This is a genomic window from Haloarcula sp. K1, assembly GCF_001647155.1.
In the GTDB taxonomy this organism is placed as follows: Archaea; Halobacteriota; Halobacteria; order Halobacteriales; family Haloarculaceae; genus Haloarcula; species Haloarcula hispanica.
Map to the genome: position 1 here is coordinate 26,821 of NZ_LRHL01000013.1, position 14,454 is coordinate 41,274.

Below are 14,454 nucleotides of genomic sequence, written 5' to 3' on the forward strand. Positions count from 1 at the left end.
ATTGAACAGCTAATTCAGCCAAAATGCCCCTAAATCTCATTTCGTATGCATTGAGACTGTTAGTCTCAACTATCCCACTTAATTTGAAAGTTGGGACTACAGCGGGTTTAGCGGGAGTGTAATGCGTGGTTTCGGCTGTTTCAGTGATCGGGAACTGGCTCAGATTGCTCTCCAAACGGCTATTCCTATTGAAAACTGGCGAAGACCGCGCGGTCAGGCTGACGACGACGAAGCTGTCCGTCACGCTGGTCCAGTCGGAGCCGGCAGCCGTTCTGCCCGCCGTCGACGTGCTCGCCGACCGGCTGGCCGACGACGAGTTGGTCTACTATGTCCGTGCCCGGAGTGCCGAAGCACTCGGCTACGTCGCGGTCGACTCGCCAAAAGAAGTCACCGACCCGGAGACAGTAGCTGACCTCCGCATCGGACTGGAGTTCGACGAACCTAAGGTCAAGGAGAAGCTGGCGAAGGCGCTGGTGCACGTCGCACTCGGCAACCCGCATCGGCTTCGCCATCAGGTCGCGTCGCTGGCTGGGCACCTCAACGACAAAAACGAACTCGTCCGGTATCACCTCTGTACGGGGCTGGTCGTTGTCGGGTGTGAGTATCTAGGAATGACCGCGGCCGCGGAACCGCTCCAGGAGCGACTCGGTGACGAGAACCCGTACGTGCAGGGGCGGGCGGCCGAAGCGCTTAGACTACTCGCCGCGTCTGAGACTAGCGTTGGATCAGAGTTCGACCTCGAAGGAGATGCGGGCACGCAAGAGGACCCACCGACCTTCCTGACCGACTGACTATCGATCTGCAGGTGGCAGCTAGCCAGCGACCAATCCGCGGACGTTTCCGAGGGGGTCGGCACGATCGAGTCGATAAAAGACGGGACAGACGCCGTTGTCGAGGGGATGAACGCCCCTGACGGCGAAGCGTGTCCCCACTGCGGACTCAATTTGCCCGAGAGCGGGCTGCCGGTGTGTCCGCGATGCTGTACCCTCTGTTGACATCTTGACCGGCCTAAACTTCGGAACGCTTTTGCATATTTAGGCAAGCCTAAAGTAAATGGCAGACGATTCCAACGAGAACGAGATACCGACGCGCAGAGACTACATGAAGTACGGCGGGGCAGTTGTTGGGGGTAGTCTTCTCACCGGGTGTACAGGGCAGTCTGACTCCGGATCGACGCCGACCGAGACGGATCGTGACGAGACTGCGACGGACACGTCGACACCCGAAAATAAGAGCTACTCGGTGACTCTTTCACCGGTTGGTGAGGTTACGCTCGATACTGTTCCGGAGAGCTTTGTAGCGTACTACCCGATTGCTGCCGATACCGCCGTCGCGCTCGGTCACGGAGATTCGATCAACGCTATCGGATACGACAAACAACTGTTCGGGGACACGGTCGATTACTACTACGACAGCCTCGACGGGGTAGTGTTCGAGTGGGAAGATCTCGGCCGCATGACGCCGAGTGGGAATCCCAACACGCTCGACGAAGAGCTGTTCTACGAATTGGACAGTGACATCCACTTTCTCGACCCCTGTCTCCTGCAGAGCGACACGTTCGGCTGGAGCTCGGAAGACCTCTCGCGGATCGAGGAGGACATCGGCCCGTGGTTCGGGAACTACTATAGTCGGACGAACGGGGAGCCCCCGGAGGGGTGTCGTGACGACTACGAGTACTACTCGCTCTGGGAGTACATCGGCAAATTCGCCTCCGTGATACAGGAAGAAGAGCGCTATCGGACGTTCAAATCGATGCGCGACAATCTTGTCAGTCGAATCCAATCCGATCTGCCCTCTGAGTCCGAGCGTCCATCGCTGGCGGTCATCGCCTACACCGGCGGGACGTTCTGGCCGTATGATTTCACACAGGAGGGGTATATTTGGAACCACCTTCGGCCGTTCGGGATGACGAACGCGTTCGCAGAGACCGATATCGATCCCAGCAGCGACGGGTCCTACGACTACGAAGCGATGGTCGAGGTCGAGCCGGATGTCGTCCTGCGTTACTGGGGGGCCGCACTCGGGGAAACGTTCCTGAATAATCGGTCGGAGCTGATGGACAATCCCCTAGCCGACGACGTCCCGGCGTTCCGGGACAAGCGGTACTATCCCTCTGGATACGGAATGCAGGGTCCGGTTATGAACCTGTTCCAGTTGGAGATGACCGCCAAGCAGCTGTTCCCCGACCAGTTCGGTGAGTGGCCGGGCTACGAGAACGGCGAACCGTACCCCGAGATCCCTGAGGATCAACAACTGTTCGCTCGCCAGCGCGTCTCCGACGCGATCAACGGGAACCTGTCGTCATGACCGCGACCGAGTCTGTCCGGGACGGCATGGATGCTGATGTAGTGGTTGTCGGTGGCGGGCCTTCTGGGTGCGCCGTCGGCGTCTGTACCGCCCGGTATGGACTCGACACCGTGGTCTTCGACCGGGGGAATTCGTCGCTTCGCCGGTGTGCGTTCCTGACGAACTACCTCGGGTTCCCCGACGGAGTCGACATCGAGACGTTCTACAAACTGATACACGACCACGTCGAGCGAGCGGGCTGTGAAATCGTCTCGGACACGGTCGCGGTCGTCCGTAACGGGACAGACGAGAGTTTTCGCGTTCGGACACAGGACGGGAGGTCCGTGCAGACCCCGTGTGTCGTGGCTGCGACCACCTACGACGGTGAGTATCTGCGTGGACTCGACAGCGACGAGGCGATGTTCGACACTCACGAGCACCACGGCGAGGCCTACGAGGAGTTCGACCACGACTACGCCGACGCAAATGGACGGACGCCGGTCGAGGGGCTGTATGTCACTGGGGGCCTCGCCGGACACGGCGAACAAGTACAGATCGCCGCTGGACACGGGATGACGGTTGGTCGTGAAATCCTCGCTGATGTCCGTAATGCAAACGGCCGCTGGCCGGAAGCGGCCACGCACTATGACTGGCTGCGACGACGCGAGGCGCTCGATTACGACTGGGACGACGAGGAAGCCTGGCACCAGCGATTCGCCGACCACAGGCTCCCTAACGATCACGATATCGAACAGGATCGACTCGAAGATATCCGGGAGCGAGAGATCAAGTTCGTGAAATCCGCTCACCTCGACCGGTCAGAGATCGAGCGTCGGCGACGGCGCGCACACCGTCGACTCGCGGCTCATCTCGATCAGGAGTTACTCCTCGATACTATAGACGACGACCGGATACGGGCGTACCTGAGAGAACAGCCGGAGACGACCGGTGACGAATCGGCATAACTGCCGGGAGTACCGCCCGGGAGTGGGGTTCGTGGACGCGTGCGGGCCGACACCAGAGCGACACCCCCTGTCAGCCCAGACGAAACGGCCCAGCTAACTACCAGATTTCGTGCTACAGCGGGGACAAATGGGAAAATTTATTACTTTTTAGGTCGGCCTAAAAATATGGCAAGCGAAGCAGACGTTCACGAGGTCCCGACCCGGAGAGAGACGATCAAGGGCGGCGGCACGATCCTGGGTGGCGGGCTCCTCGCCGGTTGCACGGGTGAGAACGGTGATTCGACACCAGCTGACAGGACGGGGACGCCGACGGAGACGGAATCCCGGACGCCGTACGAGGTGACCATCGAACCCGCGGGGAGCCACACGTTCGAGGATGTTCCCGAAACCTATGCGAGCATCCCTGGTGCGTGGATGGACATCGCGATGGGATTCGGTATCCAGCCGACGGCCGTCGCGGCGTTTGACCGACTCCCGTTGAAGTACTACGACGCGTTACCCGGGGTCAAGTTCGACGCTGACGCCGTCCGGACGCTCGGTGAGTCCGCTGAGTCACAGTACGACAAAGAAGTGTTCTACGACGTGGATGCCGATGTCCATCTGATGGACCCCCGGATGCTGAAGAAGTACTCGGGGTGGGAGGACGAGGACCTCGCGGAGATCGAATCGAAGGTGGGGCCGATCATGGGATCACTGATACGGTTCCCCTTCGACGGACGCGAGCCGTACTATACCCTCTACGAGGCGTTCGAAAAGACCGCACAGCTCTTCCAGCGCCAGGCCCAGTACGAGGCGTGGGTGGACCTCAAGGAAGCATTCTACACCGATGTCGAGTCGCGAGTGCCAGTCTCGGGGGAGGAAGCGCCAACTGTCGCCGCGTTCAACTTCGGATTCGACCCCGAATCGGGGAAGTTCTTCGCGGCGAACCTCAACGCGAAACGGAACGACACACGGAGTTTCCGAACGCTCGGCGTGAATAACGCGTTCGAAGGCGAGGAGTACGTCCCCTTCAAGCCGATTGGGTACGAGCAACTTCTCGAAGTCGACCCGGACTACATCGGAATGATCGGCTACCTCTCATATATCGACGACGAGCAGTTCCAGGGGATCGTCGAGACGGCACAGAATCACGAGACCTTGAGTCAACTGAGTGCCGTCGAGAACGGGAACTTCGTCCGGACCGGCGGGCAGTACATGGGCCCCATTATCGATCTGTTCTCGACGGAAGCGCTCGCCAAGCAGCTCTATCCCGAGGAATTCGGCGAGTGGCTGGGCTCCATCGACGAGGTCCCGGCAGACGAACAGCTGTTCGACCGTCAGCGCGTGGCCGACATCGTCAACGGGAACCTCTGAATCATGACGGTCCCGATGGACGTGGTCGTCGTCGGCGGTGGGGTCGCCGGCCGCTCAGCAGCCCTGTTCACCGCTCGCCACGGGCTGGACACGCTCGTCGTCGACTCGGGCGAGTCGATCCTCCGGCGCAACGCTCACCTAGAGAACTTCCCGGGCTTCCCAGCAGGCGTCAACGGGCGCCAGTTGCTGGACCTGCTGGAAGAACAGGCGGCGGAAGCCGGCTGCGAGCAAGTGACTGGCACCGTCACGCGGGTCGAACGGACCGGCGAGGGGTTCGCCGTCGAGACCGGGGACGGTGACCGCTACCACGCGACATATGTTGTCGCGGCAACGAAGAACGCGGTCGGCTATCTCGACGGTATCGACGGCGTCGGGATCATCAACCGCGGGAAGGCGTTCGTCGACACCGACGAGCGCGGGCGCACCGGCATCGACGGCCTGTACGCCGCCGGCAGACTCGCCGAGAAACCTCACCAGGCTATCGTCTGTGCCGGGCACGGCGCGGAGGTCGGCGTGACGATCCTCGAAGACGACAACCGGCCGTTCTACCACGACTGGGTCGCGCCCGAGGGCTACTTCACCGACCGCGGCCGCGAGTTACCCCCGGGCTGTGAGGAGATCGACGGGGAAGAGCGACGGGAGCGCGAACGACGCTCGCTCGAGGTGACCCCCGAGCGCTTCGCCGAACCCCACCCGGACGAACAGGTCAATCACCCGAGTCTGACAGAGGAATAGCGCGCCGGAGAGACCTTGCAGACGAAGGGGAATGCCAATGTGAGTTCGATATACTAACCGGGAGATACTTCTCACGCGGGGTTTCTTTGTCGCCCATGGCAGCACTCGACGAGACGGACATCGAGATCCTGCGACTCCTAAGTCACGACGCCCGCCGGACATACACCGAAATCGCTGAGAAGGTCGACATGTCGGGCCCTGCTGTCGCCGACCGCATTGAGCGACTACAGGACGCGGGTATCATCAACCGTTTCACCGTCGATATCGACCGGACGCAGCTCGGTGCGGGCGCACAGGTCTTCGTTCAGGTCGACCCGGGGAACAACTTCGACTCGCTCCGGACGCGCCTTGACGAGTCCGACGCCGTCGAACATGTGATGGTCACCGCCGGCGGCGAACTCTGGTTCAACGCGCGGGTGGACGTCAACGGCGTTCACTCGTGGCTCCGTGACCTGCTGGAACCGGCCGAGAACGCGGAGTATTCCGTGACGCTCATCGACGAGATCGAGTGGCAACCGTCGCTCGACGGGACCGACTTCGCGCTCACCTGTGCGGAGTGTGGGAACACCGTCGACAGCGAGGGGAAGTCCGAGTGGCTCGACGACCGAATGTACCACTTCTGCTGTTCGACCTGCAAGCGCGAGTTCGAAGACCAGTTAAACCGGCTCCAGGAAGGCGTCTGAACGGGTCGAAAGCCGATTATCGGTGTTCCGAACGCCCCGCTAGGCGATCCTGATTATAGACGGCCCTCACGACAGTCTATGGCGAACGCCCACCCCCTGTCCGCGTCAGGTCTGTGTGCGTCAGGCCGTCGGTGGGAGTTCGACCGAACTCCCGACGCCAACCGAGCGGAAGGCGTCGGGAATCCGTTCAGAGAGTATCTTTTCGGCTTGGAAGCCGGTGCAGTGCGTGCCGGCGAACACGTCGAGTCTCCCCTCCAGCCAGTCAGCGAGTGCGTGAATCTCTTCTGGGTCGCGGGCAACGAGGTGGGTGCCGCCAATTACGTAGCGAACATCCCGACCGGTGACCGTTTCGGCGTGTTCGATAGTGTTCCGGAGACCCGCGTGACAGCATCCGAGCACCAGCGCCACCCCCTCAGTGGTCTCAACGGCGACCGACTGGTCGTCCGGAACCGAGTCCTCGACTAACTCGCCGTCGGCCTCGCGCAGATGGACGGGGTTGTCCGAGTGGGGTCTGGGAACCTCACCGAGTGCGTACACGCCCTCGCGGACCTCGACGGGGTCGTGGTGTTCAACGATATCGGCTCCCGTCTCGACTTCGGACCGAGCGTAGGGGATGCCGATGTGGATCGGTTTCTCCAGCGTCCTGCCATCGGCCGGTTCCCGGATGTACCGTGCAGTCCAGACATCGGGATGACAGTAGACGGTCGGGCGTTCGAACGGGTCGAGAAACGACTCCAGTCCCTCGGTGTGGTCGTAATGTGCGTGACTCAGTACGATGTCTTCGAACGTCGTGCCGATGTCAAGTAATCGCGCGTTCTCCAGGGCTGCTGACGACTGCCCGGTGTCAAACAGCACGTCGCCGATCGCCGCCGCGAAGCCCCACTCACCACAGAGGCCTTTCGGGACTCCCGTCGCGACGGTGTTGTCGGCCAGGATCGTGACCTTCATCGGTCCTCACCACCCGACGCAGCGTGATACACTGTCTCACGTCGGCCGCTGTTCCGGTACCGGTCACTGGTCGGACGAACTCTCGAACCGGGGCTTACGATTTCGCTCACAGCAGTTCGTATGGGTCCGTTTCTGATTGCGGTTTCCGATAGAATATCGAAGTTCGACGGCGCATCGTCTTAGATTTCGAGCCGAAAATCGCAGTCTGAAAGGGATTTCGACCAGTCGGCCTCGCCGTCTAACGGACATTCGTCCCCCACCTAGCGGCGGGTTCCACAGCGTGTGAGCGAACCAGCCCGTATACCCTCGATTTCGGGAGTCTGGTTTCGGTCGGCAACCAGAGTTCACTTTTCGAGGTCGTGGTTCAGTCTTCCTTTCTTTTTCTAGTGCAAATCGCATTAAGAGTGAGGTTCGAACATCTGGACAACTCGAATGAACAGAGAAGTCGGGAACGTGGCCGTCTCCTATCGGACCACGAAGGCGGTGGCCTGAGTCGGGGTCTATGTCAGGGATCGAAACTCACGAGTTACGGTACAGGTATCGTGGGCACAGGGAGCGGGCATTGTCTGGCGTCACCCTCGGTATCGACCCGGGGGAGTTCGTTCTTCTGTTGGGCCCGTCCGGGTCCGGGAAAAGTACGCTCGCAAGATGTTTCACCGGACTCGTTCCACACAGCGTGCCCGGTGAGCTCAAGGGTACAATCAAGGTTTGTGGGCGTGACGTCACCGAAACGTCTCAGACCGAACTCGCAACTCGGGTCGGTCTCGTCTTCCAAGACCCCAGCCTGCAGTTCGTTACGTCGACAGTCGCAACCGAGATCGCCTTCGGCCTCGAGAATCTTCGCGTTCAGCCTGCCGAGATCTCCGAGCGGATCGCCACCGCCCTCGACGACGTCGGCCTATCAGGGTTCGAGACCCGCCAGATCGACACGCTCTCCGGCGGAGAAAAACAGCGGCTCGCCGTCGCTTGCCAGTTGGCGATGGAGCCGGATATCCTCGTTGTAGACGAACCGACAGCGAATCTCGACCCGCAGGGAACCGAGGCCGTCTACGGGCTCCTCCGGGAGTTGGCTCGAGACGAATCCAGGACGACTGTCCTGATCGAACACGAGTGCGAGTCGCTGCTTGACGCAGTCGACAGGACCGTCGTCCTCGACAGAGACGGCCGGCTGCTCGTCGAGGGAACGCCCCAGACTGTCTTTGCCGAACACCCTGAGCAACTTCGGCGTGAAGGGGTCTGGATCCCCGCGGTGACGCGACTCGCACTCAAACTCCGGGCGAGTGGGGACTGGCCGGATGCGACGACGCTACCCGTGACGGTCAACCAGACGGTCGATGCCGTCAGCGACCTGCTCACCGAGCAACCATCCGAGCGAACGCGTTTCGATTCCCGGCCGGCCGGAGCGGCCGAACCGGATCCCAGCGGCGGATCCACGACGTCGCCCGCACTCGATATCCGCGGACTGGACGCTCGGTATGGACCGGACGAGGCGTCGGACCCGGTGTTGAAAGACGTCGACCTCGCCGTGCCAGAGGGGTCGTTCCTCGCGCTCGTCGGACCCAACGGAGCGGGGAAATCGACGCTCGCAAAACACTGTGTCGGCGTCTGTTCCCCGCCGCCGGAGACAGTGTTCGTCGGCGGGCACGACCTGACAGCGCTCCCGTCACGCGAGATCAGCCGATACGTGGGATATGTGTTCCAGAACCCCGAAGATCAGTTCCTCACTGACACCGTCCGAGACGAGCTTGCGTACGGGCTCCGACAACTCGACTTCGGCGCCGGTGAGATCGAACGCCGCGTCGACCGGACCCTCGAGCGCTTCGATCTGACTGAGTACGCCGACAGGAACCCGTTCACTCTCAGCCACGGTGAGAAACGCCGACTTAGCGTGGCGACGATGCTCGTAGTCGGGCAAGACGTCCTCGTCGTCGACGAACCGACCTACGGACAGGATCGCGCGAACACAGACGCTCTCATGAGAACGCTGTCCGAGCTACACGAGTCCGGGCGGACGGTCGTCGTACTCACCCACGACATGCGAATTGTCGCGGAACACGCGGACACTGTCGCCGTGCTGGTCGACGGCGAAATACAGTTCCACGGGACGCCGGCCGACCTGTTCGACGACCGAGAGACGCTCTCGGCGGCAGCCCTCTCTCGGCCGCCACTGGCCGAACTCGCTGACCACCTTCCCGTGTTTTCCGGCCCGGCGACCCCGAAGCGGTGCTACAAGTACTGTACCGGCGGACGGATGGACCCAATATCTCGTGACCAGAACGCAACCGCCCCGGATAGCGGGGAGGAACGCCCGGATCAGGCAAAAAGATACCCGGATCAGGAGCGCCGACGCCCGGACTACGGGGAGGAGCGGTGAGCCCATGCGGGCCAAGCCAATCGATCAGACCGAGGAAAACGGAGTACTCCACCGGCTGAATCCGGTGAGCAAGCTCCTAGCCATCACGCCGGCGATGGGGCTACTGATGCTCGCGACCGATCCGTACACGCCGTTGTCGTTCGTCGTGGTCGGTGCCCTCGTGACGGTCGTCTTGGGCCGTCTCTCCCCATTCAGTTACCTCCGCGTGGCGGCGCCGCTCGTTGTCCTCGCAGCGAGTTTTGTGCTCGTCTATCCGTTCGTCGTCGGCGGTCCCGACGGAGCCCCCTCGAGGGTTCTGGTGTCTCTCGGCCCACTCGCGGTGCAAGAATCCGGAGTCCGGATCGGGGCGGCAACGGGGTTGCGTATCCTCGCACTGTCCGTCCTCTCGTTGCTGTTCGTCTTGACGACGGAGACGGAATCGTTCCTTCGTGCGCTGGTACAGAACCTCGGTCTGCCCTACCGTATCGGTTACAGCGCGATGGCCGCCTTCCGGTTCGCACCGATGATGCGGTCCGACGTGAAACGGGTCCGCGCTGCCCACACAGTCAGAGGCACGCCGCAGACGGATGGACTTCGCGACCGAGTCCACCGGGTGAGCCGCTACGCGATACCCCTGTTCGTGAACGCGATCCGCCGCGCCGAACGCACGGCACTCGCGATGGATGCGCGAGCCTTCGGTGCCTACGAGGAACGGACCCACTACCGCACGCATTCGGTCACCGGAACGGACGTCGCGTTCGTCGTCCTCTTCTGGACGCTGTCGGCCGGGATCGTCGTGATACTGTGGCAGCTGAACGTGTTCGGAGCCCTGACTATTCTACAATGATTGCTGATGTTGGTCCGCAATGCCTCTGTTGTCACCGAATTCAAACGAAATAGCCGAATACTCAGACTGTTTTAGGTAGACCTAAAAATTTAAATCGAGTAGATTCGAAGTCACAATAGATGTTAGCACTCAGCACACAGTGGACGGGAATCAGGAACTGGGAGACGAAGGAATTGTTGGTCGTCGCCGCGCTGGGGGTCGTCCCGGGACTGGCGCTCCTGCCGGTCGTGTTCGCTGGATTCACGATCAGGGCAGCGCTGGGGCCTCTGGGAACGATTCTGAACGCGGGACTGTTCTACCTTCCAGGATTGATGGCACTGTATATCGTGCGCAAACCCGGAGCGTCAGTACTCAACGGAGTCTTCGTGGGATTGGTCTGGATCCCGCTCACACCATTCGGTCTGGCAGTTACCGTCCCGACGATTGTCGCCAGGATCGGTTCGGAGATCCCCTTCCTCCTCACGCGATACCGGCGATACGACCGAACGATGATGGTTGCCAGCGGCGCGTCCGCGGGGCTTCTCGCGCTGGGAATGATCTACATCCCCTCTAGCTTTCAGACGCTTGCGCTTCCTATTCAGGTGACGCTCGTCGTCGGCCACGGTCTCAGCGGGGCGGTCCTGAGCGGCCTCCTCGCCAAACTGCTCGTTGATAGACTCGCAGCAACTGGTGTTCTCACGGCGTATCCTGTCGTCGACGACGCCGAAATGGGGGTGTGAACGATGGTGGAGATCACGATCTTGGCCGACAACAGGGTGGCGAGCCCGTACCCACGCGGGTTGCGCGGTGAATGGGGTTTCTCGGTGGCGGTCGGCGACGTGCTTCTGGACACCGGTCAGTCGGCCGCCGTCCACAACGCGAAACTGCTTGAGGTTCCGATCGAGGAGTTCGACTCGGTCGTGGTGAGTCACTCACATTTCGACCACACGAGCGGGATGATGGGCGTGTTGGACGTGATGGACCGGCCCGATGTCTACTGCCATCCCAAGATATGGGCCCACCGCTATCTCGACCGGGAAGGGAAGTTCGAGGGCGCACCGCTGGGCATCCCGTACACGAAGTCGACGGTCGAGGCGAAGGCGAAAGTTGTCGAACATCGAGATCCTGTCGAGGTCGCCGACGGTGTCTGCGCTCTCGGCGAGATCCCTCGAACACACCAGGATCACAGGATTGGGAAAGTGGAGCGGGAAGACGGCGTCGTTAAGGACCCGATTGTCGACGACCAGTCGGTCGTCGTCGAGACTGACGACGGGCTGGCGCTGGTGCTGGGTTGTTGCCACGCCGGACTACGCAACACTGTCAAGCACGCAGAGTCAGTCTGTGGCGGGGAGGTCCGATATATAATCGGTGGGCCGTGGTGAATCGCCAGACGTAGCTTGATTTCACTGTTTTAGCGATTGCTTGATGTTGTGAACGGCACACATCAGAACGAGTTCACGAAATTCACCGTACCAAGTTCGCGCACGCACGGCGTCGCCGAGCGTGCGCTTGATCGTCGAGAAGACGGTCTCACACATCGCTCTCTGGCGGTATCGAGGCCCATCGATCCGCGCGTTATGCGCGTGATCGATGGGCCGGAACTCACGATGTTTGATCAGTGGTCTCACGCCCTCTTCGCGGAGTTTGTCGCGTAAATCCATCCAGTCATAGCCTTTGTCGGCAGCGAGGCTGGCGAGGTCGGCCGCGTTGCGGAGGGCGACCTGCCAGCCGAGCCGTGTGTCGTGGCGTTTCTCAGTCGTGCAATGAACGTCCAGAATGGCTTGGCTTTCTGTGTCGAGGAGAGCAGTTGCTTTGAGCGTCTGAACCCGGTAATTCGTCCGCCGACAGTAGTGCTTGCTAGCGTTTTCGCGGTCGAAGAATGTCGCATCAATGGCGGCGTGACCGCTCGTGTCGTGCAGCTGCGCCGACAGGCGCAGCAGCACTCGCCAGAATGCTGTCTTGATCCTGTCAAACCACTTGACTAGCGTGGAGTGGTCGGGAAGATCGGCCGCGTTGAGGCCGATCTCCCCGAGTATTTGTGGCATCTCGCTCAGCAAATCGAGTGCCTCTCGGTAGGATTTTTCCAGATAAACCCGCAGACAGTGCAGCGACACCACCGCATACTCGGCGAAGCCGCCACCCCCTTCGGGGGCGGCGACTTCGCCTCGCTCACCAACAGCATTTTTAGCTAACTGAACGACTTTGCTCGTGAAGCGGGAGATCTTAGACATGAATCATCGACGGTTTCCCGCTTCAACTTCCTAGTTCTAACGGTCGAAGCCGACGCTATCCGGTGATTCACCAGAGCCAATCGGTGGCATACACCTCATCGCCTTGGATTCCGAAGAAGTTCGGGAGATTGCGGGCTGGCTAGCGGGGAAACTCAACCGCCTCGTGGGTGCCCACTGTACGGGGACAACGGCCATGGGCGTTCTCAACGAGTGTCTTCCGGAGACGTTTGAACCAGCAGGCGTTGGGACTACGCTACGGCTCGACTGAGGTTGGCCATCCGAACTACTATACGTCACGACAGTATTTGAAATAAAGTCTCACATCAAAATCATCCTCCGAGGTTGTGGGAAGTTGAGACTACACCGAGTTTAGCTGGACTGTAATGCGTGGTTTCGGCAGATTTAGTGAAGAGGAACTGACTCAGATTGCTCACCAAACGTCCAATCTTGTCGGATTTTCAATCATATACGCAGATGTCGGAGACTTCCGACAGCGTTGCCACTCAGACGCCCTCGGGGGATAACCCCACTATTCGATTCCGGTTTCTTTCTTCAACAGTGTCAGCGTGCTGTCGGCTGTCACAATTATCTGGGACGGCTAGTCGATAAGCCGTCTGGGTCGACGCCGGTTGATGTCGGCACGGTCAAGTAGGTTCGAGAGGAGACACCCATCGTGGTTGGGGAGAGGACTACTCCTGACGGAGGGAGTCCCTTACTGTGGGTTCGCGCTCCCGAACAGCAGTCCGCCGATGTGTCCGCGCTGTGGACTCTCCTTGCTGGAATTTAGCCCAACCTAAAGTTCAAAACGTTTTTATGTTTTAGGTGAGCCTAAATCCCATGGCAGACAATTCTGGCGGCCACGAGGCACCGACGCGGCGTGAGTACATGAAGTACGGCGGAGCGGTTGTGGGTGGGGGACTGCTCGCGGGTTGTGCGGCTCAGTCTAATAGTAGATCGACCCCAACTGAAACAGAAACCAGCGAGTCAACAACGACCTCAGCGTCCGAAGACGAGACCTACACGGTATCGATGGCACCCACCGGGGAGGTCATCTTCAAGAGCATTCCCAAGAAGTGGGCGACCTACTATCCAGGCTATGCGGACATGGGTGTCGCGCTCGGCCTGAGTGATGATCTTACCGGTATTGGCCAGCCCGCGGAGTATTACACTGAGTTTTATGATGCCGTTCCTGGTGTCTCAGTTGATTCGGATGCACTAACGGCGCTGTGGGCAGATGGGATCGATAAGGAGATTTTCTACGAACTGGACAACGACGTACATCTCATTAGTCCAGAGAATATGAAACTGTCATTCGACTGGACCGATGAGGACCTGACCGAGATCTCAGAGAACGTCGGTCCGTTCATTGGCAACCGCATCTACCGTCGGTCTGATGAGTGGCATGATCACCGCTACTACACGATGTACGAGGCCTTCGAGAAGGTTGCGCAGGTGTTCCAGAAAGAAGACCAGTACCAGACGTTCAAGCAATTCCACGACGAGTTTATTGCCGACATCCAGTCCCTACTCCCGGCGGAAAGCGATCAGCCGAGTGTCCTGCTCACCTACGAAGCGTCAGATGAACCGGAGACGTTCTCACCGTATCGGCTTGATGATAGGGGGACGAACAAGAAACAATGGCACGACCTCGGAGTTACCGATGCACTCACCAACACGAGCGTGGAACAACTCAGTGCCGAAAACCGGAGCAAACTCGATTTCGAGAACCTGCTGATGATCGATCCCGAAGTGTTACTCATACGAGGACACGAAGAGAAATCCGCCAGTGAGTTCGAGGAGACGGTCCTCACCTCTCTGCAGGACCATACAGTCGCTAGTGAATTGACCGCCGTACAGAACGGACGAGTGTATCGTGGTGGGCTACTCTGGCAAGGCCCAGTTCAGAACCTCTTCCTAACCGAACAAGCCGCACAACAACTGTACCCAGACATTTTCGGTGAGGTAACCTCCGACGAGAAGCTGTTTGACCGCCAGCGCGTCGCAGACATCATCAACGGGAACACATAATCGAGAAGGGCACTGCCTAGTTGAGCGAGTTTGAGAAGCGAGGAAG

13 protein-coding genes are annotated in these 14,454 nt (G+C 60.1%); 11 read left to right on the forward strand and 2 right to left on the reverse strand.

Annotation, left to right across the window (positions count from 1 at the left end; translation table 11 throughout):
- The first annotated feature begins 188 nt into the window (after positions 1-188).
- From AV929_RS06295 to AV929_RS06320, 6 genes are all read left to right on the forward strand, one after another.
- Positions 189-791 (forward strand): HEAT repeat domain-containing protein, encoded by a 603-nt coding sequence (locus AV929_RS06295; RefSeq protein ID WP_064287760.1) that lies wholly within the window; start codon positions 189-191, stop codon positions 789-791.
- 262 nt (positions 792-1,053) lie between these two features.
- Positions 1,054-2,307 carry an ABC transporter substrate-binding protein gene (locus tag AV929_RS06300; RefSeq protein WP_064287761.1) on the forward strand — a complete coding sequence of 418 codons (1,254 nt, stop codon included), beginning with the start codon at positions 1,054-1,056 and terminating at the stop codon, positions 2,305-2,307.
- Complete coding sequence (locus AV929_RS06305; RefSeq protein ID WP_196219979.1) at positions 2,304-3,251, forward strand: NAD(P)/FAD-dependent oxidoreductase; 948 nt, start codon at positions 2,304-2,306, stop codon at positions 3,249-3,251. Before AV929_RS06300 ends, AV929_RS06305 begins: the two co-directional genes overlap by 4 nt.
- Positions 3,252-3,416: 165 nt before the next feature.
- Positions 3,417-4,604, forward strand: coding sequence for an ABC transporter substrate-binding protein (locus AV929_RS06310; RefSeq protein ID WP_064287762.1), 1,188 nt, complete (start codon positions 3,417-3,419; stop codon positions 4,602-4,604).
- 3 nt (positions 4,605-4,607) lie between these two features.
- A complete protein-coding gene (locus tag AV929_RS06315; RefSeq protein ID WP_064287763.1) occupies positions 4,608-5,339 on the forward strand; it encodes an FAD-dependent oxidoreductase in 732 nt (243 codons plus the stop codon).
- A gap of 95 nt (positions 5,340-5,434) precedes the next feature.
- A complete protein-coding gene (locus AV929_RS06320; protein WP_064287764.1) occupies positions 5,435-6,022 on the forward strand; it encodes an AsnC family transcriptional regulator in 588 nt (195 codons plus the stop codon).
- 120 nt (positions 6,023-6,142) lie between these two features.
- On the opposite strand, the gene AV929_RS06325 is transcribed toward AV929_RS06320, so the two are convergent.
- On the reverse strand, positions 6,143-6,970 hold the full coding sequence (locus AV929_RS06325) for an MBL fold metallo-hydrolase (protein WP_064287765.1): 828 nt from the start codon (positions 6,968-6,970) through the stop codon (positions 6,143-6,145).
- A gap of 502 nt (positions 6,971-7,472) precedes the next feature.
- On the opposite strand from AV929_RS06325, the gene AV929_RS06330 reads away from it, so the two are divergent.
- The 4 genes from AV929_RS06330 (at position 7,473) to AV929_RS06345 (ending at position 11,531) form a co-directional block, all read left to right on the forward strand.
- Entirely contained in the window at positions 7,473-9,344 is a 1,872-nt protein-coding gene (locus AV929_RS06330) for an ABC transporter ATP-binding protein (RefSeq protein WP_080510055.1), read from the forward strand.
- Positions 9,345-9,348: 4 nt separating this feature from the next.
- Complete coding sequence (locus AV929_RS06335) at positions 9,349-10,170, forward strand: energy-coupling factor transporter transmembrane protein EcfT (protein ID WP_064287767.1); 822 nt, start codon at positions 9,349-9,351, stop codon at positions 10,168-10,170.
- Between the two features lie 119 nt (positions 10,171-10,289).
- The gene (locus AV929_RS06340) at positions 10,290-10,889 is read left to right on the forward strand and encodes an ECF transporter S component (protein ID WP_064287768.1); all 600 of its coding nucleotides are present in this window, start codon (positions 10,290-10,292) and stop codon (positions 10,887-10,889) included.
- A 3-nt stretch (positions 10,890-10,892) separates the two neighbouring features.
- On the forward strand, positions 10,893-11,531 hold the full coding sequence (locus AV929_RS06345) for an MBL fold metallo-hydrolase (RefSeq protein WP_064287769.1): 639 nt from the start codon (positions 10,893-10,895) through the stop codon (positions 11,529-11,531).
- 21 nt (positions 11,532-11,552) lie between these two features.
- Here AV929_RS06345 and AV929_RS06350 read toward each other — a convergent pair whose 3' ends face one another.
- Positions 11,553-12,380 carry an IS5 family transposase gene (locus AV929_RS06350; protein WP_064287770.1) on the reverse strand — a complete coding sequence of 276 codons (828 nt, stop codon included), beginning with the start codon at positions 12,378-12,380 and terminating at the stop codon, positions 11,553-11,555.
- An 837-nt stretch (positions 12,381-13,217) separates the two neighbouring features.
- Between AV929_RS06350 and AV929_RS06355 the strand changes: the two genes are divergently transcribed.
- Positions 13,218-14,408: an ABC transporter substrate-binding protein gene (locus AV929_RS06355; protein ID WP_064287771.1), complete on the forward strand. Its 1,191-nt coding sequence runs from the start codon at positions 13,218-13,220 to the stop codon at positions 14,406-14,408.
- The last annotated feature ends 46 nt before the right edge of the window (positions 14,409-14,454 follow it).

Bases quoted from the DNA above. Each gene is read 5' to 3' on its own strand.
- AV929_RS06300 (WP_064287761.1), top strand. From the start codon at position 1,054: ATGGCAGACGATTCCAACGAGAACGAGATACCGACGCGCAGAGACTAC.
- AV929_RS06305 (WP_196219979.1), top strand. From the start codon at position 2,304: ATGACCGCGACCGAGTCTGTCCGGGACGGCATGGATGCTGATGTAGTG.
- AV929_RS06310 (WP_064287762.1), top strand. From the start codon at position 3,417: ATGGCAAGCGAAGCAGACGTTCACGAGGTCCCGACCCGGAGAGAGACG.
- AV929_RS06315 (WP_064287763.1), top strand. From the start codon at position 4,608: ATGACGGTCCCGATGGACGTGGTCGTCGTCGGCGGTGGGGTCGCCGGC.
- AV929_RS06320 (WP_064287764.1), top strand. From the start codon at position 5,435: ATGGCAGCACTCGACGAGACGGACATCGAGATCCTGCGACTCCTAAGT.
- AV929_RS06325 (WP_064287765.1), bottom strand. From the start codon at position 6,970: ATGAAGGTCACGATCCTGGCCGACAACACCGTCGCGACGGGAGTCCCG.
- AV929_RS06330 (WP_080510055.1), top strand. From the start codon at position 7,473: ATGTCAGGGATCGAAACTCACGAGTTACGGTACAGGTATCGTGGGCAC.
- AV929_RS06335 (WP_064287767.1), top strand. From the start codon at position 9,349: ATGCGGGCCAAGCCAATCGATCAGACCGAGGAAAACGGAGTACTCCAC.
- AV929_RS06340 (WP_064287768.1), top strand. From the start codon at position 10,290: ATGTTAGCACTCAGCACACAGTGGACGGGAATCAGGAACTGGGAGACG.
- AV929_RS06345 (WP_064287769.1), top strand. From the start codon at position 10,893: ATGGTGGAGATCACGATCTTGGCCGACAACAGGGTGGCGAGCCCGTAC.
- AV929_RS06350 (WP_064287770.1), bottom strand. From the start codon at position 12,380: ATGTCTAAGATCTCCCGCTTCACGAGCAAAGTCGTTCAGTTAGCTAAA.
- AV929_RS06355 (WP_064287771.1), top strand. From the start codon at position 13,218: ATGGCAGACAATTCTGGCGGCCACGAGGCACCGACGCGGCGTGAGTAC.